At 74.3% G+C, this 18,916-nt stretch carries 20 protein-coding genes and 1 pseudogene; 7 read left to right on the forward strand and 14 right to left on the reverse strand.

Annotated elements, in window-relative coordinates; translation table 11 throughout:
* Positions 1-16: 16 nt before the first annotated feature.
* Positions 17-997: a helix-turn-helix domain-containing protein gene (locus ABTX60_RS07505; protein ID WP_352096121.1), complete on the reverse strand. Its 981-nt coding sequence runs from the start codon at positions 995-997 to the stop codon at positions 17-19.
* A 113-nt stretch (positions 998-1,110) separates the two neighbouring features.
* Between ABTX60_RS07505 and ABTX60_RS07510 the strand changes: the two genes are divergently transcribed.
* Positions 1,111-2,007 (forward strand): alpha/beta hydrolase, encoded by an 897-nt coding sequence (locus tag ABTX60_RS07510; RefSeq protein WP_352096122.1) that lies wholly within the window; start codon positions 1,111-1,113, stop codon positions 2,005-2,007.
* An 83-nt stretch (positions 2,008-2,090) separates the two neighbouring features.
* Here ABTX60_RS07510 and uppS read toward each other — a convergent pair whose 3' ends face one another.
* From uppS to ABTX60_RS07535, 5 genes are all read right to left on the reverse strand, one after another.
* On the reverse strand, positions 2,091-3,974 hold the full coding sequence (uppS, locus tag ABTX60_RS07515; RefSeq protein WP_352096123.1) for a polyprenyl diphosphate synthase: 1,884 nt from the start codon (positions 3,972-3,974) through the stop codon (positions 2,091-2,093).
* Between the two features lie 67 nt (positions 3,975-4,041).
* Positions 4,042-5,007, reverse strand: coding sequence for a YihY/virulence factor BrkB family protein (locus ABTX60_RS07520; RefSeq protein ID WP_352096124.1), 966 nt, complete (start codon positions 5,005-5,007; stop codon positions 4,042-4,044).
* A 69-nt stretch (positions 5,008-5,076) separates the two neighbouring features.
* Complete coding sequence (locus ABTX60_RS07525) at positions 5,077-5,319, reverse strand: DUF6411 family protein (protein ID WP_053672211.1); 243 nt, start codon at positions 5,317-5,319, stop codon at positions 5,077-5,079.
* Between the two features lie 86 nt (positions 5,320-5,405).
* Entirely contained in the window at positions 5,406-5,567 is a 162-nt protein-coding gene (locus ABTX60_RS07530; RefSeq protein ID WP_352096125.1) for a hypothetical protein, read from the reverse strand.
* 86 nt (positions 5,568-5,653) lie between these two features.
* Positions 5,654-6,352 (reverse strand): ANTAR domain-containing response regulator, encoded by a 699-nt coding sequence (locus ABTX60_RS07535; RefSeq protein ID WP_352096126.1) that lies wholly within the window; start codon positions 6,350-6,352, stop codon positions 5,654-5,656.
* A 236-nt stretch (positions 6,353-6,588) separates the two neighbouring features.
* Here ABTX60_RS07535 and ABTX60_RS07540 point away from each other — a divergent pair, with 236 nt between their 5' ends.
* Together ABTX60_RS07540 and ABTX60_RS07545 are read left to right on the forward strand one after the other, a co-directional pair.
* On the forward strand, positions 6,589-6,885 hold the full coding sequence (locus ABTX60_RS07540) for an STAS domain-containing protein (RefSeq protein ID WP_352096127.1): 297 nt from the start codon (positions 6,589-6,591) through the stop codon (positions 6,883-6,885).
* A complete protein-coding gene (locus ABTX60_RS07545) occupies positions 6,882-7,835 on the forward strand; it encodes an anti-sigma factor RsbA family regulatory protein (protein ID WP_352096128.1) in 954 nt (317 codons plus the stop codon). The genes ABTX60_RS07540 and ABTX60_RS07545 overlap by 4 nt, the downstream gene beginning before the upstream one ends.
* A 223-nt stretch (positions 7,836-8,058) precedes the next feature.
* On the opposite strand, the gene ABTX60_RS07550 is transcribed toward ABTX60_RS07545, so the two are convergent.
* From ABTX60_RS07550 to ABTX60_RS07560, 3 genes are all read right to left on the reverse strand, one after another.
* On the reverse strand, positions 8,059-9,096 hold the full coding sequence (locus ABTX60_RS07550; RefSeq protein WP_352096129.1) for a rod shape-determining protein: 1,038 nt from the start codon (positions 9,094-9,096) through the stop codon (positions 8,059-8,061).
* Positions 9,097-9,310: 214 nt separating this feature from the next.
* On the reverse strand, positions 9,311-10,651 hold the full coding sequence (locus ABTX60_RS07555) for a carboxyl transferase domain-containing protein (protein ID WP_352096130.1): 1,341 nt from the start codon (positions 10,649-10,651) through the stop codon (positions 9,311-9,313).
* Entirely contained in the window at positions 10,644-12,089 is a 1,446-nt protein-coding gene (locus tag ABTX60_RS07560; protein ID WP_352096131.1) for an acyl-CoA synthetase, read from the reverse strand. The genes ABTX60_RS07555 and ABTX60_RS07560 overlap by 8 nt, the downstream gene beginning before the upstream one ends.
* Before the next feature lie 140 nt (positions 12,090-12,229).
* Here ABTX60_RS07560 and ABTX60_RS07565 point away from each other — a divergent pair, with 140 nt between their 5' ends.
* Positions 12,230-12,436 (forward strand): hypothetical protein, encoded by a 207-nt coding sequence (locus ABTX60_RS07565; RefSeq protein ID WP_352096132.1) that lies wholly within the window; start codon positions 12,230-12,232, stop codon positions 12,434-12,436.
* Here the strand turns inward: ABTX60_RS07565 and ABTX60_RS07570 are convergent.
* Positions 12,433-13,525, reverse strand: a pseudogene (locus ABTX60_RS07570) (MerR family transcriptional regulator). The gene ABTX60_RS07565 and the pseudogene ABTX60_RS07570 sit on opposite strands and share 4 nt — an antisense overlap.
* Positions 13,526-13,685: 160 nt before the next feature.
* Here ABTX60_RS07570 and ABTX60_RS07575 point away from each other — a divergent pair.
* The 3 genes from ABTX60_RS07575 (at position 13,686) to ABTX60_RS07585 (ending at position 16,391) form a co-directional block, all read left to right on the forward strand.
* Positions 13,686-14,564: an ATP-grasp domain-containing protein gene (locus ABTX60_RS07575; protein WP_352096133.1), complete on the forward strand. Its 879-nt coding sequence runs from the start codon at positions 13,686-13,688 to the stop codon at positions 14,562-14,564.
* A gap of 66 nt (positions 14,565-14,630) precedes the next feature.
* Positions 14,631-16,001, forward strand: a complete 1,371-nt coding sequence (locus ABTX60_RS07580) for an MFS transporter (RefSeq protein WP_352096134.1) — start codon at positions 14,631-14,633, stop codon at positions 15,999-16,001.
* A gap of 234 nt (positions 16,002-16,235) precedes the next feature.
* Positions 16,236-16,391 (forward strand): hypothetical protein, encoded by a 156-nt coding sequence (locus ABTX60_RS07585; RefSeq protein ID WP_352096135.1) that lies wholly within the window; start codon positions 16,236-16,238, stop codon positions 16,389-16,391.
* On the opposite strand, the gene ABTX60_RS07590 is transcribed toward ABTX60_RS07585, so the two are convergent.
* From ABTX60_RS07590 to ABTX60_RS07605, 4 genes are read right to left on the reverse strand one after another with little or no spacing between them, the layout of a single operon-like run.
* Positions 16,364-16,990 carry a hypothetical protein gene (locus ABTX60_RS07590; protein WP_352096136.1) on the reverse strand — a complete coding sequence of 209 codons (627 nt, stop codon included), beginning with the start codon at positions 16,988-16,990 and terminating at the stop codon, positions 16,364-16,366. The genes ABTX60_RS07585 and ABTX60_RS07590 overlap by 28 nt on opposite strands.
* Complete coding sequence (locus tag ABTX60_RS07595; protein WP_352096137.1) at positions 16,956-17,783, reverse strand: FkbM family methyltransferase; 828 nt, start codon at positions 17,781-17,783, stop codon at positions 16,956-16,958. Before ABTX60_RS07595 ends, ABTX60_RS07590 begins: the two co-directional genes overlap by 35 nt.
* Positions 17,780-18,001, reverse strand: a complete 222-nt coding sequence (locus tag ABTX60_RS07600) for a Trm112 family protein (protein WP_352096138.1) — start codon at positions 17,999-18,001, stop codon at positions 17,780-17,782. The genes ABTX60_RS07595 and ABTX60_RS07600 overlap by 4 nt, the downstream gene beginning before the upstream one ends.
* Complete coding sequence (locus ABTX60_RS07605) at positions 17,998-18,903, reverse strand: hypothetical protein (RefSeq protein WP_352096173.1); 906 nt, start codon at positions 18,901-18,903, stop codon at positions 17,998-18,000. Before ABTX60_RS07605 ends, ABTX60_RS07600 begins: the two co-directional genes overlap by 4 nt.
* Positions 18,904-18,916 lie beyond the last annotated feature (13 nt).

Below are 18,916 nucleotides of genomic sequence, written 5' to 3' on the forward strand. Positions count from 1 at the left end.
ACACCGGTCCGGAGGGTCACGGCCGCGGCGGGGCGGGGTGCCCGGCCGCGGCCGCCGCGCGTACCTCGCTGGGCGTGACCCCGTACCGCTCGCGGAAGGCACGGCTGAAGTGCCCGGCGCTGGTGAACCCGAAGGCGAACGCGATCTCCGTGACGGTCCGGTCGTCACCCCGCTCGAGTGCGGTGTGACACCGTGTCAGCCGCAGGGACTTGATGTGGCCCCCCATGGTCTCGCCCCGCTGTGCGAAGACGTCCTGCAGCGTGCGCAACGGTACGCGCAGCTCCGCGGCGACGGTGGCGGGGCGCAGACCGGAGTCGCCGATGTGCCGGTCGATGTGCGCGCAGGCGTTGGCGAACAGTCCCGCCTGCAGTGCGGCCCGCCCGGCCACCCGGTACGGTCGCAGGCAGGCCGCGAGCAGCTCCGCCAGTACCCGGGACGCGGCCTGGCGAGCGCCCTCGTCGAGCTCTGCGGCGCAGCTCGCGACATCGTCGGCGACCGTGCGGAACAACCGCACCGCGGGCTGGTCCCGGGGCAGCTGGATCACGGACCGGAAATCGAGTGACGGGCACAGCCCCGAGGCGACGTCGCGGGGGAACAGGAGCGTGCGCTTGCGTTCCGTCTCGGTGACGGTGAACCGCCCCGGCATGGTGCTCTCCCACACGGTGACGCTGCCGGCCCGCGACTCGACGGCCACGTCGCCGTGCCTGATCAGGCTCCGGCCGGCCAACTGGATGAGAACGCCGATCCATTCGCCCTCTGTCCGGGCGATCTCGCGGCGATCCCGGCGGGCGGTGAGGGGGGCCACCGTACAGTCCACCAGCCGGGCCCGGCCGAGTTCGCAGGAGCGGACCCGGACCCGGTCACCGAGGTCGCCGGGCGGTGCCGCGGCCCGTGACTCGACCGCCCACGGCAGATGAGTGGCGGACAGCAGGGCCTCGTCCTGCTCGTGCCCGCCACGCCAGTCGAGGCGGGCCGTCCGCACTGCCGAAGTGCTCATGCAACGAGTGAACCACGCCGTCCGCGCCGTGGGACGGCCGGATTGCGCGGATCGGCAGGTTCCGTTGCGCGCGGGGATCAGCGCAGGCACCGGGCCGCCGCGAGGATCCAGGTATGCGAACCGACATCGAATTCCCGACCAGTGACGGTACCCGGCTCAGCGGCTGGCACTACGTGCCGGAAGGGCCCGGGCCGTTCCCGACGATCGTGATGGCCACCGGCTTCTCGGGTGTCAAAGAGGGAGGGCACACGCCCGCCACCGCCGAGCGCTTCGTACAGGCGGGGCTCGCGGTGCTCGTGTACGACCACCGGAACTTCGGAACCAGCGGGGGCACGCCACGGCAGGAGATCGACCCGCTGCTGCAGATGCGGGACTACAGCGACGCCGTGACGTTCGCCGAGACGCTGCCGCACACCGATCCGGAGCGCATCGGCGCCTGGGGCTCCAGCCTCTCGGGTGGGCATGTGATCGTCCTCGCCGGACAGGACCGGCGGGTGCGCTGCATCGTGAGCCAGATGCCCATGATCAGTGGCCGGGAATGCGGTCAGCGCCTGGTGCCCGCTCCGGCCCTCGCCGCGGGAGCCGCCTTTCAGCGCGCCGACCGTGCGGCCCGCATGGCCGGCAAGGAGCCGGCGATGATCCCGGTGGCCAGTCCGGACCCCACCGCGCAGGCAGCGCTGCCCACGCCCGACTCCTGGGAGTTCATCCAGGCGGAGGCCCACCTTCCCACGCACCGCAACGAGGTGACGCTGCGGTCGATGGAGCTGGTGTCCGGTTACGAGCCGGGTCTGCTCATCGAACGGGTCAGCCCCACGCCCATGCTGATGATCGTGGGCGAGAGCGACCTGGTGTGCCCGCCGGACCTGCAACTCGGCGCCTACGCGCGGGCCCGGGAGCCGAAGCGGCTGCTGACCGTGCCGGCCGGCCACTTCGACGTGTACAAGGCAGGTCCGGCCTTCGACCGGGTCTCCGACGCGGCGGCCGAGTTCTTCGCCGAACATCTGCGGTGACGAGCGCACGCCGACGGAACGAGCGCACGCCGACGGGACGAGCGCACGCCGACCAGGAGCCGCTCCAGGGCGGCCCCGCCCGTTCACCCGCCCGGCCCCGCAGCAGGGGTCGTCACACAGCGGGCCGCTGACGGCCCGTCGGCAGGATCGAGCTCACCCGTGGCGGCCGGAGTCGCCCCGTGGTGGCGCTGACGCCGGGTGTAGGCGCTGACCGCCTGCCAGAGGTCGCGGCGGTCGGTGTCGGGCCACAGGCCGGGGGTGAAGTGCAGCTCGGCGTAGGCCGTGTGCCAGGGCAGGAAGTTGGAGACGCGCTGTTCGCCTCCGGTGCGCCAGAGCAGGTCCACGTCGGGCATGTCCGGGAGCGGCAGGTGCTCCGCGAAGTCGTCCTCGGCGATCAGACCGGGTTCCAGACGGCCGGCCCGGGCCCGGTGGGCCAGGGCGGCGGCCGTGCGGGTGAGTTCGTCCCGGCCGCCGTAGTCGATGCACATCGTCACCGTGAGGCCGGTGCGGGCCCGGGTGGTGCGCTCCCGCAGGTGGAGCAGGTCGACCAGGTCGGGAGGCAGGCGGCCGGCGCGGCCGTGCCAGCGCAGCCGGACATCCAGGTCGCGGAAGGGGTCCTCGGCCAGTTCGTCGTGGAGCAGGCCGAGGATCGCGTCGACCTCCTCCGGCTCGCGGTGCCAGTTCTCGGTGGAGAAGGTGTAGAGCGTCAGGTGGCGCACGCCGATGTCCAGGGCGCCGTGGACCACTTCGCGGACGGCGGAGGCACCGGCGCGGTGGCCCGCGTGCCGGGGCAGGCCGCGCTGCTGGGCCCAGCGGCCGTTGCCGTCCATGATCACGGCGACGTGGGCGGGCATCAGACCGGGCGGGATCTCGGGGGGCCGCTCGCCGCTCGGGTGCGGCGGCGGCGGCCGCAAGGCGCCGGTGGGCGCCGGCCCGGCGGGTGCCGGCGCCCTGCCCGGGCCGGGGCGTCGCGGCGGCACCGTCAGCGGGGTCAGGCTCCAGGCCAGGGCCGCGCGGGCGCGGGCGGGGGCGAGGATGCGGGCCCGGGTGCGCAGTGCGGGCCGGGGCGGGGAGCGCAGCAGGTCCGGGCCGGCCGCGTCGACGGCGTCGAGCTGGGCGCACAGCAGGGCGGCCATCGTGTCCAGGACCGTGGCGGGCCCGGGGTGCATGCCCCGGGTGAGGGCCTCCTGGCTCACCCACTGGCGGGCCAGGCCGGTCAGGTGCGTGACCAGGGCGGCGACGGCGGGGCTCCAGCGGCGCTGCGCCAGGTCGGCCGCGGAGCCGGGGTGCGGTTCGAGGGCCTCGGCGGGCAGGAGCAGGTCGTCCTGGGCCAGGTCGGCGGCCAGGTCGGTGAGGATGTCGGTGAGCCGGACGCCGTCGAGGAACTTCTCGTAGGCCTCCCGGGTGTCCATGCGCAGGGCGACGGGGACGCCTGCCCGGTCGAGGACCGTGCGGACCAGACCGAACCAGGGCAGCAGGTTTTCCCGGCCCCAGGCGCGCCACTGCGCCCAGTCGGCGAAGTGCCTGCCGCGGGTGTCGTCCCGGACCTGGGCCATGGCGTCCCGCAGCTCGGACAGGTCCAGGCGCCAGCGGTTCGCGGTGTCCACCAGCGCGTGTCGCACGGGGTCAGGGCTGGAGCCGGTGGGCAGTTCGTGGTGCAGGGCGGTGATCCAGGCCTCGACCCGGGCGGCCCGCTCGGCGGCGGGTGCGGTGCGGTCGTCGCCCAGGTCGTCGAGGGCGTTGGCGGCCGCCCACAGGGCGTGCAGCGCCGGGCGCAGGGCCGCGGGAACCAGCTGGATCAGCGCGTACTCCGCCGGGTCCTGGTCCTTCGTCCGGCGTCGGCACAGCCGGTAGGCCGCCCGCAGGGCCGGGTCGTCGCCGGTCACCGGGCGGTCGGCTCGCTCCGGGGGTTCGGAGGTCGCTTTCCGGTCCGCCGGTGCTGTGGTCGCGGGGGGCACATCGCTCACACCGAGGACGATACGTCCTGGTTGACCGAGTGGATCACAGGGGCCGGGCGCGCGTCAGGGACGTACCTCACGGCCCCGGTCCCGGATCCGGCCGTACGGCCTCGGTGATGCCGGCCCGGGCCGCTTCGAGCTGGGCGGCGAACGCGATGCCGAGGAACAGCACCACACCGGTCAGGTTGGCCCACAGCAGCAGGGCGACGAAGGCGGTCAGCGGCCCGTAGACGGCGCCGAAGGAGCCGCTCTTCGCGACGTAGAGCGCCAGCAGCCAGGTGGCCGTGATCCACAGCACCAGATGGACCGCGGAGCCGAACGCGAGCCAGGTGTAACCCGGTTGGTCCCGGCGGGGCGCCCAGCGGAAGATCACCGAGGAGGCGACCCAGGCGAGCAGCACCCCCAGCGGCACGTCCAGGGCCTCCCACCAGCCGAGCCAGGTGGAAGACCAGCCGAGGGCCTGCACCACCGCACCGCCGACGGCGTCACCGGCCACGAGGACGAGGAACCCCAGCACCATCGGCATGCCCGCGGCCAGGGCGAGGAGCAGTGACCGGCCGTACTTGGCCAGGAAGGGCCGGTCGCGCTCGATGCCGTAGATGCGGTTGGCGCCGCGTTCGACCTGGGCCATCGCCGAGGCCAGGTTGAGCACGGCGAACACCAGGCCCAGCCACATGGCGACGGCGCCCCAGGCGCCGGAACCGGCACTGCGCTCGGTGCCGTGCAGGGCGTCCTCGACCAGACGCGTGCTGGCGCCGGGCACGATCCGGCCGAGGGTGAGTTCGATGATCCGCCCCACGCTCTCGGTGTGCACGGTGGTGGCCACGCCGACCAGGGCGATGGTGAACGGCACCATGCCCAGGACCACCTGGAAGGCGAGGGAGCGGGAGTTGCTGAAACCGTCCGCGTAGCGGAACCGGGTGAACGCGTCCACGAGCAGCCGGCGGCCTCCGTAGCGCCGCAGGGCCGTGAACGCCTCGTCCCCGGAGAGTTCCTCCCCGATCATGTCCCGTGTCTGCGGAACGTGCACTGCGGTGCCCATCGAGAAGGTCTCCTTCTGCCTGACCTGCGTACCGGACCAGCATGCCGGGCGGCACGGCCGCGCGGTGGGTCAGAAGGGCATGCGGCCCCGGGTGCGGCGGCCGGCCGAGCCGCTGCGGCTCACCGCGCGGGAGCTCGTGTGGAAGGGCTTGGCGAAGAGCCGGCCCAGGACGCCGGGCGCCTTGCCGCCGGCCCGGGCGCCCGCGCCGAGCGAACGCTGGGTGCCGCGCTCGGGGTGGCGCGAGAGGCGGGGGACGAGGAAGGCGAGCACGGCGAGCAGCACGCACCCGGCGATGACGACGGCGACGATCACTGATAACTCCCTTGACTGGTAGGGAAGATACGAGTTCCCCGCCGGGCCGCCCGTATGTGCGCGCCTCCCTTACCGGGCCTCTTCCGTCATGGGGACTCCTCCGTCGCGGCGCCCTCGGGCGGGTCGCTCTCGCCCGCGGTGTTCTCGTCGCCGCGGTCGCCCTCCGCCTGGGACGGGGTGGGACGCGGGGTCGTGTCCTGCTCGTCGTCGCGGTCGCCCTCGGCCTGGGACGGGGTGTGGTCGCTCATCGTGTACCTCCTCGCGCGGCAGTCTGCTGCCGGGTACCCCGGTGGGCCCGGGAACACCGGTCCCCGGGCCCCGGCCACGCAGCCCCTCAGCCCCGGCGGCGCCTCGCCACGGCCCGCTGCAGCGCCGTGCGCAGCTCGGCCGGCGGCGCCGGGCCGTCCGCCTCCGCGCTCGCCGTCACCGCCGCCGCGACGTCCCGCAGTTTCGTGTTCGACAGCTGGGACGTCTCCCGCAGGATGTGCCACGCCTCGTCCGACGCGCAGCCGTGCGTGGCCATGAGGATGCCCCGCGCCTGGTCGATGACGGGGCGGGAGGCGATCGCCTGGCGCAGCTGCTCGACCTCCTCCTGGAGGACGTGCAGGCACTCCGCGCGTTCCAGGGCGACCGCGGAGACGGTGCGGACGGCCGGTGGCGCGGCGGCGGCCGGGCCCGTGGTCTCCAGGCCGGTCAGCGGGTCGGTCGTGTCCAGGCCCGCCAGCTCCAGGATCCGGCGCGGCTGACCGTTCCAGTTCGTCGCCGTCACCGTCAGCGCACGCCGCCGGCCGTGGTCGGCCAGCACGTCCAGAAACTGCAGACCCGCCGTGTCCATGAAGTGCACGCCCCCCATGTCCAGGTCCACCCGCGTGACGGTGGCCGGCAGGCCGGCCAGGGTTCGCGCCAGGATGTCCGCGCAACCGTGGACGAGCTCACCCCGCGGGGTGAGCTCGGCGTGATCCGCGTCGACGCGGCCACGGATGACCAGGGTGTCCAGCCCTCCCGTGAGATGTGGTGATGCCGCTGAGGTCATGTCACCGCCTTGTCGGTCCTCGTCGGTCGTGTGCGTCTCGCCGGACTGCACGACGTCTCTCGCCCCCGTGGACGTCCGTGTGAGCTGCGCCTGCCCGCCGTACGGCTTACTACACACCCTTTCGGGGAATGAGCTTCTGCCGTACGGGTACGAGCGCTGTGGTCCGGAAACGTGGGGAGAGGGCCTCGAAGACTCGGCATCGGCTCTCGGCGGCCGGCCCCGGGCCGGGCCTGGCGGTGTCCCCACTGGCCGGGCAGCAGGGCGTCCGGGCGGCGGGGGAGGTCGGCCTGACGACGCGTGCGATCTGGGAAGGCGTACTGGAAGAGGCTGTTCGCGAAGGTGAGGACGTGTACTACCTGGAGCTGTCCGACGTGACGTTCGTCGACGTCGCGGGCGCCGGTGCCCTCGCGGCCGCCGCCGGGCAGCTCACAGACGGCCGGAGGTTCGTGGTGAGCCGTCCGCCTGCGGCCCTGCGGCGGACGCTGGACCTGCTCTGGCCCGGACAGAAGGGGATCGAGGTGTCGACGTCGTGACCACCGCTGCCACCGAGCCCTTCGGCCCCCTGGACCCCTTCACCCACCCAGCGCTCTTCTACCGGGACGAGCAGGAGTACCTCGACGGCACCCTGCCCTTCGTGCGCGACGGCCTGGACGCCGGCGAGCCGGTCGCGGTCGCCGTGCCCGGCAAGAACCTCGCCCTGATCAGGGACGCGCTGGGGGACGCCGCCGAGGCCGTGCGCCTGCTGGACATGCGCGAGGCCGGACGCAACCCCGGGCGCATCATCCCGGGCGTGCTGCGCGCCTTCGCCGACGCCCAGCCCCCGGGCCGACGGGTACGGATCATCGGCGAGCCCGTATGGGCGGGCCGTTCCGACGTCGAGTACCCGGCCTGCGTCCAGCACGAGGCGCTCATCAACGCCGCGTTCCAGGGCCGGGCCGCGACGATCATGTGCCCGTACGACGTGGCGCGGCTGCCCGAGCACATGGTCACCGATGCGTACGCCACCCACCCCACGGTCATCCACCCCGGCTCCCGGACGGAGCAGGGCAGCGCGGCGTACGCCCCCGAGGACGTGGTCGTCCGCTACAACGAGGCGCTGCCGCCCGTGCCGGAGGCGCTGATGTTCGCCTTCGACTCCGACTCCCTCTCCCACGCCCGGCACGTGGCCGTCGGGGAGGGCGCGCGGCTCGGCCTCGTCGGCGTGAAGCTCGACGACCTGGCTCTGGCCACGGCCGAGCTCACCACGAACAGCGTGGTGCACGGCGGCGGTGCGGGTGTGCTCCGGGTGTGGTCCGAGGACGGCTACGTGGTCTGCGAGGTCCACGACGAGGGGCACCTCACGGACGTCCTGGCCGGACGCCGGCCCGTGCCCCGCGAGCAGCGCGGCGGGCGCGGGGTCCTGCTGGTCAACCTGATCGCCGACCTGGTGCGGGTGCACCGGAGTGACAGCGGGACGACCGTACGCTGCTGGTTCGCCCGCTGACCCGCCCGGTCGGCTCCCGGCCCACGGGAAGCGCTCGGGCTCTCGGCGTCGGCAATTAGGGGGTCGGGTACTCGACGGCCGGCGCTCGGGTACCCGGCGTGCACGGTCGGCGCAGGCTCTCGGCGTCTGCTGCCGGCGCTCGGGCTCTCGGCGCCGACGCCGGCGGTCAGGCACTCGGCGTCGGCAACCCGGGGGCCGGGCGCTCGGCGTCGGCGGCCGGTGGTCAGGTACCCAGCGGGTCCAGCGCCAGCGGCGCGATCCTGCCCTCCAGCATCGCGCCGAGTCCCTGCACCGCGCACACGTCCGGCCGCTCGGCGATGTGCACCGGCATGCCGGTGGCCTGCCGCAGCATCTGGTCCAGGCCCGGCAGCAGGGCGCTGCCGCCGACCATCATGATCCCCCGGTCGGCCAGGTCGGCGACCAGGTCGGGCGGGCAGTCCCGCAGCACCTTGCCGATGCCGTCGAGGATCGCGGTGAGCGGCGTCTGGATGGCCTCCCGGACGGCCGCGGTGTCGACCTGGACCGAACGCGCCAGGCCCGTGGCGACGTCCCGGCCGTGGATCTCCGTGGAGGCCGGGCCCTGCGCGGTGAGGCCGTTGCCGGACAGGGCCAGCTGCAACGGCCGTACCGACTGGCTCGGCAGCATCAGCTCGTGCTCGTGACGCAGGTGCTGCACGATCGCGTGGTCGACGGCCTCGCCGCCCACCGGGATCCGCTCGGCGGTCACGATCGAGCCGAGGGACAGCACGGCCACCTGCGTGGCCGCCGCCCCGCACACCATGATCATCGTGGCCTCCGGCTGCTCCACGGGCAGCCCGCAGCCGACGGCCGCGGCGATGAGCGTGTCGACCAGTTCCACCCGGCGCGCCCCCAGCCCGACGAGCGTCTCGATCGCGGCCCGCTGGGCCAGCGGGTCGGCGTCGTGCGGGGTGCAGGCCGCGGCCCGCAGGATCGGCTTGCGGCGCAGCGCGCGGCGCATCTTGTCGCCGAGCAGGTGCCGCAGCATGCGCTGCGCCATCTCGATGTCGACGACGGTGCCGCCGGAGACCGGCCGGACCACCCGGATGTAGTGCGGGGTGCGGCCCGTCATCTTCTCGGCGAGCTCGCCGACCGCGATCAGCGCGCCGGTGCGGGTGTTCACGGCGGCGGCGGACGGCTGGTCGACGACGAGACCGGAGCCCTTGACGTAGACGCGTGTGCGGGCCGCCCCCAGGTCGACGGCGAAGTGGCAGCGGCGCAACTGCTCCAGACTGGCGGTCATGGCAGGTCCTCCCGAGAGCACAGACCGTGGGGGGCCGCCAGGTGGCGGGCCTCGCATACGTGGGTCCGCCGTGTGGCGGGCCTCCTTCGCATCGTGCTCGGGAGGGGCCCGGGCCGCCTTTCCTGGGGGGCCGGGCGGGGCGCCGCCGAACGGGGGGTTCGAGGGACGCGGGACGTCCCGGCCCGTGTTCCCGGAACGGGGGCGTTCACCGGGCTCACCCACCGACGGTCCCCCGGATCACCCCCAGTTCCACCAGGTCCTGCGGCCGGATGCGCAGCTGGTCCGCCGTCGACTCCACCTCACGCGGGGGCCGTTTGAGGATGGCGGCCGCGAGTTCCGGCGCGATCACGGAGAAGTAGCTGTCAGGGGTGGCCCAGGTGTTGCCGGGAGCCGCCAGGGCCAGGGCGCCGCCGGAGCCGCCCTCACCGATCACCAGTGTGGTCACCGGCGTGCGGACGCCCGCGACCACCCCGAACAGGTCGGCGATCGCCGCGCCCACGCCCTGCCGCTCCGCCTCCGCGTCGTTGGCCGCGCCCGGGGTGTCCACCAGCGTCAGCACCGGGATGCCGAGCCGGTCGGCGAGGCGGATCAGCCGGGCGGCGGTGCGGTAGCCGGCGGGGCGGGTCGCGGTCCCGGTCTGTGCGGCGTACGCGACCGTACGGCCCTCGTGCGTGCCGAAGCCGCACAGCATGCCGTCCGGGTCCGTGCCGCCGCAGCGGTCGCCGCTGATGGCGACTCGGTCGGTGAAGTAGGCGTCCAAGTAGGCGGCGGCCCGCGCCCGTCGGGGCGAACGGGCACGGCGCACGGCGTCCCAGCCCGTGGTGGGCAGGACCGTGGACCCGCCGAGCGGTTCGGGCGGCGGGGCGGGCGTGGTGGACGGGCATGTCAGCAGCCGCAGCCACCGCCCCAGCGTCTCGCGCAGCTCCCGCGGTCGTACGACCGCGTCCGCCGCGCCCGCCGCGACCTGTGCCTCCGCCGTGTACGCCGCCGGGTCGGCGTCCGCCGGGCGCACCCGGGAGCCGGCGAATCCGACCTGGGCGCCGGGCAGCGCGAGCGTCACGTCGGCGCCCGCGCCCAGGGTGGCCCAGCCGCCCCCGGTCGTCGGGTCGCGCAGGATCGCGACCTGCGCGAGAGAGGCCTCCCGCGTGAGCGCCGACTGGCGGGCCACCCGCTGGAGTTGGGTCAGTGCGAGCATGCCCTCCTGCATGCGGCTGCCGCCCGTCGCCACCAGCGGCACCACCGGGAAGCGACGTTCACGGGCGTACGCGTACGCCGCCTCCAGCCGGTCGCCGGTGCGCTCACCCAGGGAGCCGCCGAGGAAGCCGAACTCGAACGCGATCAGCACGGCCCGGGTGCCGCCCACGCGGGCGGTGCCGCAGACCACGGACTCCTGCTCGCCGGTACGTTCGGCGGCACGGGCGCGGGAGGCGTCGTAACCCGGCCAGGCGAGCGGGCCGTCGGGCCTGGAGTGCCCCGGCGGGGCGGGGAGTTCGGCGAAGGTGGCGTCGTCGGCCAGGGCGGTGACGACCTCGCGGGCGGAGCGGAACTCAGTCATGGGCCAGCGCCCGCTTCATGATCTTCCCCATGTCGTTGCGGGGCAGCGCGTCCAGGTGGTGCACGACCCGCGGCCGCTTGTGCGGAGCGAGCCGCCGCGCCACGTGGTCCGCCAACTCCTCCAGCCCGGGCGGCGCCTGGGGGTCCGCCGGCACGATCCACGCCACGATCCGCTCGCCCAGGTCGGCGTCCGGCTCCCCGGTGACGGCCGCCTCCCGCACCCCTGGGTGTTCCAGGAGCGCGTTCTCGATCTCGCCGGCCCCGATCTTGTAACCGCCGCTCTTGATCAGGTCGGTGGCCTTGCGGCCGACGATCCGGACGTAGCCGTCGGGCTCGCGCACCGCCATGTCGCCGGTGCGGAAGAAGCCGTCGGCGGTGAAGGCGGCGGCGGTGGCGTCGGGGCGGTTGAGGTACTCGGTGAACAGGTTCGGCCCGCGCACCTGGATCTCGCCCACCGTCTCCCCGTCGCGGGCGGTGACCTCCGAGCCGTCCTCCTCGGCCAGGCGCAGCTCCACCCCCGGCAGGGGCACGCCCACCGTGCCCGGGCGGGCCTCGCCGTCGGCGCGGACGCTGGTGTTCATCAGTGTCTCCGTCATGCCGTAGCGCTCGATCACCCGCCGCCCCGTCGCGGTCGCGATCCGGCCGTGGTCGTGGACCGGCAGCGCGGCGGAGCCGGAGACCAGCAGCCGCGCCCCGGTGAGTGCCTTCACCAGTTCCGGGTCGCTCGTTACGGCCTCCGCGATGCGGTGGTACATCGTCGGCACGCCGAACAGCATGGTCGCCCCGGCGTTCAGCTCGCGGGCGACGCCCTGGGTGGTGAAGCGGCCCAGGTGGCGCACCGACCCGCCGCGCCGCAGCGGGCCGAGGATGCCCAGGACCAGGCCGTGCACGTGGAACAGCGGCAGTCCGTGGACGAGAACGTCGTCGCCGGTCCACTGCCAGGCGTCGGCCAGGGCGTCCAGGGTGCTCGCGACGGCCCGGCGCGGCAGGACGGCGCCCTTGGGCGGGCCGGTGGTGCCGGAGGTGTAGACGATCAGCGCCGGGGCGTTCTCGTCGGCGTGCTTTTCGGGGACGGGGCCTGAGCCGTGGACGTCGATGTCCAGGCGGGGCAGATCCCTCACGGGAGACGGGAGTTGGTCGTCGGGTGCCGTGAGCACCAGGTCGGGTGCGCTGTCGGACAGGATGTGCCCGAGCTCCTTCTCGCCGGACTTGGGGTTGAGCGGCACGGCGGGGACCCCGGCCAGCAGCGCGGCGACGACGGCGACGGCGGTCTCCAGGGTGGGCGTCGCCCAGACGGCGACCCGGCGGGCGTCCCCGACGCGTTCCGCCGTCGCGCCGGCCGCGGCGGAGAGCTCTCCGCAGGTCAGGGAGCGCTCGCCGAACCGCAGGGCGGGCGCCTCGGCGGAGCCGCTGGTCAGGGCCGGGAAGAGGGAGGTCACGCGGCACATCTCCTTAGCTTTGGCCTGTTCACGGGGCATCGGTAGGGCTGTCCCCGGCCGGGGACGGCCATCACCGGCAGCCGCCGCCGGGGCGACCGCGACCACGATCCCTCCGTACACCATCCGCCGGCGGAAGAAACGTGCGCACCGAGGGCGGTCTGCGCGCCGGCGGCCGGCTGCGGCCCGAGCGGGACCTGGTCCAGCGGCTCGGGGCCGGCCGGGTCTCGGTGAATCACCCGATCGCGATCGCCGCCGGGCAGCCCCGCCGGGCGGCGACGGCCATGCGGCGCCCCGCCCGCACGGCGGCGAAGGTGCGGCTGCTGGACTGCGAGCCGGAGGAGTCCTAGGAACCCGCGCGGACGGCGGCCTCCACCACGTCCGCCACCACACAGCTGACGTTGTCCGGGCCACCCGCCGCGTTCGCCGCCTCGACCAGGGCCCGCACCGTCTCGTCGGGGGAGGCGGGCGAGGCGAGGAGCTCCTGGACGCGGGTGTCGGGGACGACCGCCGACAGGCCGTCCGAGCACAGCAGATACCGGTCGCCGGGGCGGACCTCTTGCAGGCGGAGGTCCGGGGCCGTGGGGGACCCGCCTCCCGTGAAGGCCTTCAGGAGCAGGGCCCGCTGGGGATGTGAGGCCGCCTCCTCGGGTGCCAGCCGGCCCTCGTCGACCATCGACTGGACCAACGTGTGGTCGTGCGTGATGCGGAACAGTTCGCCGTCGCGCAGCAGACAGGCGCGGGAGTCGCCGATGTGCACCAGCGCCAGCCGCGAGCCCGTCCACAGCAGGGCCGTCAGGGTCGTGCCGACGTCGTCGGAGCCGTCGGCGGCGTCCCGCACGGCCTGTTCGGCGCCCCACCGCCTCCTCGAGGATGTCGAGGACACCACCGGCGGGGACCTCGTCGGTGTCCAGGAAACGCAGCGCCTCCACGGCGGCACTGCTCGCGGGCGCGCCCGCCGGTCCGAAGCCGTCGGCCACGGCGAGCAGCCGGGTGCCCGCGTAGGCGGTGTCCTGGTTGGCGGGGCGCACGCGGCCGGTGTCCGAGTGGGCGGAGTAGCGCAGTTCCAGCATGGCGGTGTCCTTCCCGGGCCCGTCCGGGCCCGTCGTCAGGTGATCGACCAGGAACGCGGCGAGGTCGCGCCGGACCGCCGTCTCCGCCTCGACGCGCGCCCAGTAGGCGCGGATCTCGCGGGCGGCGGCCGACGGGGCGCGGTCGTGCAGGAGGCACACCCGGCGGATCTCGGCCAGCGGCATGCCCAGTCGCCGCAGCCACGCCACCAGCCGGGCCTGCTCCAGCTGGGCTGCCGCGTAGTACCGGTATCCGGTGTCCGGGTCCACGCGGGCGGGCCGCAGCAGGTCCAGCTCGTCGTACAGGCGCAGTGCCTTCGGCGAGAGCCGGCTCGCCTTCGCGAACGCGCCGATCGTGAGCATGGCCATGCGTCCCCCGCCGTTCTCGCGTCCAGCGCGCTCGTCCGTTCCGCCACCGATGCTGGGGCTTCACCGAAGGTGAAGGTCAAACGGGGTGTCGCGGTTCCGGACGGGATTGTTAGCCTGCGACGGACATCGAGTCGATCGTCCGTACGAGGAGGGAGTCGCCGTGGCCGGCACCCCGCGCATCGCCGTCGTCACCTACGACCCCCGCGGCGAGCAGCACAAGGACCGGGACCTGCCGGTGCTGGTGGACGCGCTGCGGGAAGCCGGGGCCGATGCCGCGGCCGTCGCCTGGGACGCCCCGGGCACGGACTGGGCCGGGTTCGATCTCGCCCTGCTCCGCTCCACTTGGGACTACAGCTGGCGCGCCGGGGAGTTCACGGCGTGGGCCGAGCGGTGCGCGAAGGCGACCCGGCTCGCCAATCCGGTCGGTGTCGTGCGGTGGAACGCCGACAAGCGCTACCTCGGGCAGCTCGCCGAGGCGGGAGTGCCCGCAGTGCCCACCCGGTACTTCGCACCCGGCGACCCCGTCGCCCTGCCCGCCGACCGCGAGTACGTCGTTAAGCCCGCCTCCGGGGCCGGTGCCCGGTACGCCGCCCGCTACCCGGCCGGGGAGCGGGACGCCGCCGTACGGCAGATCGAGCGCATGCACGCCGAGGGGTTCACCGTCATGGTGCAGCCCTACCTGAGCGGCATCGACACGCACGGCGAGCGCGCCCTGCAATTCTTCGGCGGGCGCCTGCTGCACGCCAGCGTCAAGGGCGCCGTGCTGGCGCCGGGCACGCCGTACGACGCCGACAAGGTCGCCCACCCCGACCTCCGCCCCTGGGAGCCGACCGCGGCCGAACTGGCCGTCGCCGAGCGGGCGCTGGCCGCCGTGCCCGGGGACGCGGAGCTGCTGTACGCGCGCGTGGACCTCGTCACCGGGCCGGACGGCGAGCCGTGCGTCATGGAGCTGGAGCTGATCGAGCCGAACCTGTTCCTGGGTCTGCACCCGGACTCGCTGCCGAGGGTCGTGCGGGCGGTGCTGGCCGCCGCCGGCTGAGCACGGCACGCGGGGCATACGTCCCCTGACGTCCCGTGGTACGGCTTTTGGTGTAGTGGTAGGGCCATGCCCTCCGAGCGACGGTCCTGGGCACCGCTGCTGGCGGTGTGCGCCGGGTACTTCATGGTGATCCTCGACGTGACGGTCATCAACGTCGCCGTGCCGGTCATCGGGCGGGAGCTGTCGGCCTCGCTCACCGGCATCCAGTGGATCACCGACGGGTACACGCTGGTCTTCGCCGGGTTCCTGCTGACGGGCGGGGCGCTGGGGGACCGGCTGGGCAACCGGCGGGTCTTCTGCTGGGGCGTGGCGGTGTTCACCGGCTCCTCGGCGGCCTGCGCGCTCGCGCCCGGTGCGTCCTTCCTCGTGGTGGCCAGGCTGGTGGAGGGGCTCGGTGCCGCGCTCATCGTGCCGGGGTCGCTGGCCCTGCTCCAGCAGTCCTACCCGCGGCCGGACGCACGTTCGCGGGCCTTCGGGCTGTGGGGCTCGATGGCGGGCATCGCCGCCTCCGCCGGGCCGCTGCTGGGCGGGTTGCTCGTCTCCACGGTGGGCTGGCGCTGGGTGTTCCTCATCAACCTGCCCGTCGGCGCGGCCTGCCTGGCGCTGACCCTGCGGCACGTGGCCCGCTCGCCCCGGCGCGCCGACCGGGCCCTGGACTGGCCGGCGCAGGTCGCGGTCGTCGCGGCGGTGGCCCTGCTGACCGCGGCCCTCAACGAGGCCGGGCGGCGCGGCTGGTCCGACCCGGCCGTCCTCGCCGGGCTCGGCCTGGCCGTCCTGTCCGCCGCGGCCTTCGCCCTGCGCGAGCGGCTGGCCCTGTCCCCGGCCCTCCCGCTGGGCCTGCTGCGCTCCCGCACCATGAGCGGCGGTGCCGTCATCGGCCTGCTGTTCAACTTCGGCTTCTACGGCATGGTCTTCACCGCCAGCCTGGAGTTCCAGCACCAGCGCGGCTACAGCGCCCTCGGCACCGGCCTCGCACTGTTCCCCGCGGTGGCCATGACCATGTTCGCCTCGGTCCTGTCCGGCCGGCTGTCCCGCCGCACCGGCGACCGTCCCCTGGTCGTCTCGGGCATGCTCCTGGCCGCCCTGGGGCTGGCCGGCTGGGCTGCGGCGGGCTCCGACCCCGCCTACGGGCTCCTGGTGCTCCCGATGATGGCGGCCGGTTTCGGCACGTCCTTCGCCCTCACCGGCTCGACCGCCACCGTCATGGGCGCCGCGCCCCCGGCCTACTCCGGAGCCGCCTCCGCCCTGTTCAACACCACCCGCCAGGTCGGCAGCGCCACCGGCGTCGCACTCGGCGGCAGTCTGCTCGCCTCGGCCGCGAACTACGGGGCGGGGATCCGGACGAGCATGGGCATCGGTGCGCTCGCCTATCTGACGGCGGGGGCCCTCGCCTGGTGGTGCGTACCGGCGAAGATCCGGCACACGGACACCCCCTAGGTCGTGTCCGCAAAGTCCCGCCTGCCCCGCGACGCCTGGCACGCACTCTCGCCGCACCGGACCAAGCCCCAAGTACATCCAGTACGAGGGACTCCGCCCGGCACGCCGAGAGCACGCACCAGACGCCGCGGGGCCCGCCCTCCGGGCGGACGACGGGACTTTGCGGACACGACCTAGGACTCACGTATCCGGACCAACTACTGGCGAATGTCCCCCACTTGCCCCAAAGTCGCGATGTACGGTCATCGCCGACGCCGTCGAGCCGCACGCTGGAGTGGGCATGGGGAGCACCTTTCGCTACTGGCCGAGCGCATCGTGCTGGGCCTCACCGCCGCCGTCGGCATCGCCGTCACCCTCGCCGATCAGCTGGACCTGCTCGACGAGCCCTGACGGCCGGTGACCGACACCCGCTGCACCAGCCCCCAGGTGAACTCCGCGACGGCCTCCCGCCGCACCCCGTGTGCGTCCGGCGCGGTGAACGCCAGCCCCCACCGGGTCGGCGCCGTGCCCTCCAGGGGACGGGCCGGGGCGAAGGCACGGGCCGCCTCGTCGACCGTGCAGGACCAGGGGGTGAGGTCGTCCAGGGCACGCAGCTCCGGACCCGTCGCGCCCGGGGCGCGGACCAGCCACTCGTTCCACACGGCACGGTTCGGGGCGGTCAGCACCTCGAAGCGCAAGGAGGGCCAGAGGGGCACGGGCCACAGCCAGGCCTCGCAGTCGAGATCGCCGATCCGGCGCGGCGTACGGGACTCCGGCTCGCCCAGCACCGACCGGTACCGGGAAAGGGGCGCACGGGAGCGCGGGGAGCGGACCATCGCCTGCCAGCGCCTGTTCGCCTCGCGCATGTCGGCGATGGACACCCCCAGCCGATGGCGGGCGTCCTCCACCAGCCCGGGGTTGTGGTCGGCCATGCGGCGCAGCAGCACCAGCTGGAAGTCGAGCGGGGTGAAGGGGCTAACGGGGTGCTTTCCGGAGGGCATGGGACCCATCGTCGCCCACTCGGGCCCTGCCGGGGCGGCGGCCGTCGGGCAGGAACAGGACGGAGTTGACGTAGCGCGGACCACGCGGGAGCGGGGAGGGCAGGACGCGGCGGAGCAGGCCGTGGGAGACGACGTAGGACGCGCGGGCCTGGTGGTCCTCCAGCGGGAACTTCGCCAGCGGCACCCAGGTGTCGCCAGGCAGGACCCAGCCGTCGTAGCCGAGCAGGGACAGGTAGGTCACCACCGGTGCGATCGGCTGGATGCGGGACTCCAGCTCCACGAACAGGGCCGGCCGGTCACGGGCCAGCAGGCCCGTCGCGCCGCGCAGCACCGCGGGCTCGTTGCCGTCCACGTCGATCTTGATGAAGCCGACGTCGCGCAGACCGAGTTCGTCCAGCGTCACGCAGTGCACGTCCAGCGCGCGGCCGTGGATGTCGCGCCGCACCAGCGAGGACACGCCCCGGTCGCCCGAGTCGTCCGACGGCAGCCACAGCCGGGCGATGCCCGGCCGGTCCGAGGCCGCCGCACGGACCACCCGGACGTTCGGCGGGGTGGCGGCGGTCAGCAGACGGGCCAGATGGGGCACCGGCTCGATGGTCACGACCTGCTCGGCGAGGCGGGACAGACGGTGCGTCCAGGGCCCGTACCAGCCGCCCACGTCCACCGCCGTACGGCAGCCCGGCGGGCACAGCTCGGCGAGCCGGGCCAGCTCCGGTTCGAACCGGGGGTAGAGCGCCCGGGCCGTCGCGGCCACCAGGCGGGTGGGCAGCAGGGGGGCGACGCGGGCCGCCAGGCTGGTCACGGCGCCATCCGCTTGAGAAGAGCCTCGTGTTCGTCGTCCGGCACCTGCTCCCCCGAGGACGGCAGCAGCTGCGGAATGCCGTCGGTGATCGGGTAACGGCGGTGCAGGCGCGGGTTGTACAGCGCCTCCGACCGCCCGGCCTCCTCGGCCAGCAGATGCAGCGGGCCCTTGTCGATCGGGCACGCGAGGATCTTCAGCAGCGGGTCGTCGGGCTTCACGGTGAGGTCAGCTCCTTGGCGGGTGGGGAGGGTTGGGGAGAAGCGTCGTGCTTCGGCATGGTCAGCAGCACGGCCACCGCCAGGGCCGTGCCCGCCACCCGCAGCGCGAGCCGCAGCGGCTCGTCCGGCAGGGCCTCGCCGAACGACAGCGTGCCGAGCACCGCCGTGAACAGGCTCGTCACGGTCGTGCACACCGGGACGATCAGCGAGGCCCGGCAGCGCTGCAGCGCCGCCTGCGACATCACCAGGCCGAACACACCGGTGAACGCCAGGAGATAGGGATACGGGGAGCTCAGCAGGTCCAGGAGGGCACCGCCGATCCCGTCGGTCGTCAGATGACCGGAGACGCCCTTGATGGCCAGCGAGCTGACCCCGTACAGCAGGCCCACCGCCACGCCGTACTCGACGCCGGTCGTCGGGCGCCGGTGACGGTTGCGGGTGCGCCGCTCGGCGGAGCCGTACAGCCACACCCCGGCCGCCAGCGACGGCACGCACACCAGCAGGACCAGCGGGTAGGGCGCGTCCTGGCTGACGGTGTCCGCACCCTCCCGCAGTGACAGCACCACCATCAGCAGCGCCAGCAGGATCGCGCCCAGCGCGTACCGTTCCCGGCCGGACGTCTCCTCGCCGAGCAGCCGCGCCGACAGCAGTACGAGCAGCACCAGGCCGGAGACGAAGATGCCTTGCGCGGCGGCGATCGGCAGGGTGCGGTAGACGACGAGCTGCGCGGCGAAACCGGCGGCCAGGGAGAGGGAGCCGCCGATCCACAGGGGGCTGCCGACGACGAGGCGCAGCAGCCGGGCCGGCTGCCGGATCGACACCTCGGGCAGGGCGGTGAGCGCCCGTTTCTCCAGCACGAAGCCCAGGCTGTACAGGGTGTTCGCCAGCAGGGCCGCGGCCACTCCCCACCACATG

The organism is Streptomyces sp. NPDC126510 (assembly GCF_040302345.1).
Taxonomy (GTDB): domain Bacteria; phylum Actinomycetota; class Actinomycetes; order Streptomycetales; family Streptomycetaceae; genus Streptomyces.